This window comes from Treponema sp. R6D11, assembly GCF_054786075.1.
The window spans coordinates 1-1,454 of the sequence record NZ_BDHD01000318.1 but is presented as its reverse complement, the minus strand read 5'-3'; the positions used below and the strand labels follow the sequence as shown (position 1 = coordinate 1,454).

At 31.2% G+C, this 1,454-nt stretch carries 2 protein-coding genes; both read left to right on the top strand.

From position 1 onward, the window contains the following. Window positions 1–992 (top strand): hypothetical protein (locus tag ACYVTD_RS12705; RefSeq protein WP_461248119.1); only part of this gene is annotated, 992 nt, incomplete at its 5' end. Then, window positions 989–1,454 (top strand): hypothetical protein (locus tag ACYVTD_RS12700; RefSeq protein ID WP_461248118.1); only part of this gene is annotated, 466 nt, incomplete at its 3' end. The genes ACYVTD_RS12705 and ACYVTD_RS12700, both read left to right, overlap by 4 nt.

Here is a 1,454-nt window from a genome sequence, read left to right as displayed (position 1 = left end):
ATATTATTTTAATTACTAATGATGCCCATAAAAATGCGATATTTGATGAATTATTGTCACTTACGCCAGTAAAAGGGTTAATTTCATTTTTCGATGAACCGGAAGTTAATAATATTTTTGGATTTAACAGAGAAGCAATTTGTTCATCTGTATCAATATTATTAGCCTTTTGTCAAGAAATTCTTGAATGGGCTCTTGTTCTTGAAATCCTAAATCACCCATTAGCTCAAAAAGGAGATGTTATACTTCGTGATGGAGCTTTGCGTTCAAACAATATAAAACAGAAATATTTAATTAAGATAGGCGAATTAGCAAATCAGAAAAATATTATTTTATTAGCCGTTACCAAAAAGACTCCTATCAAACTTGAACTTTCATCGTCATTTAAGAAAATAGATTTATATCTTCAACAAGAGAAAAAACCTACTTATCCGTTTTCTATTCAAGAACAACGATGGCAAAAATTATGCTGTTGGTTTGAAATCAATGACGATGTTTTGTTAAGTGCATACCCTGAGTCAGAAGAAAAGAAAGCAATTCGAGTGGGAAATATAACAAGCGTGCATAAAAATTATAGCATGTATGCTGCAAATAATCTCAATAGTGGACGAGGATTTGGAATTTTTTATGTCGCTAGACTTGATTATGTTGAGAAATTACAAAATTATGATTGGGTTATTCTTGATTTTAATATTTTTGATGTTGTTCCCTCTATAACTAAAAAGATGAATGAGCGGGAAGTGCGGACTGCAAAAAGAGATATACCTTTTCTTGAAAATATAATCAAGGAACTTACATCATTAACACAAGAACATTATATATTAGGTTATCCTTATCCTCTGGTAGAGGTACATAATTTTGTAACTTTGAAAAATAATTTCAACGATGAAATAATAAATCGGGTTAAGGCATCTCTTTATCAATCACAGAGGATGGATCATGTTGATATTGAGAATTTATTTTTAGATATTCATGAGAGGTTTAAATTATGAATCAAGAAACAAAAGATTTTGGTGTATTGTATGGACAGAAAACAACAGGGGACGCACTTTTAATTTATTCATCATATGAAGATTCAAAGGTTAGTCCACAAACGGGCGATTTTATCGTTCTTACTCCCCGTGATGAAGATGGTAATAAATTCTTAGCTAGAGTTGAAGCTGAGATTTATGATGAAGACCCTATCTTCAGAAATCAAGATAAAACATTGGTTGCTGTTCATTATGCAAGAATATCTGAACGTGATTTATCAGATAGGGATAAACAGAAAATGTTCAGTTATACTTATAATGTTAAAATACTAGGGACTTTTACTTCTGATGGGAAAGACTTTGTTACGGCTGTAAGAAAATTACCAACAGTTTCATATCATGCACGACACATTACACCTCGTGAATATGATAATATTCTAAATAAAACCAATGAACATGGTATTGAAATAGGCAAGCTATGTG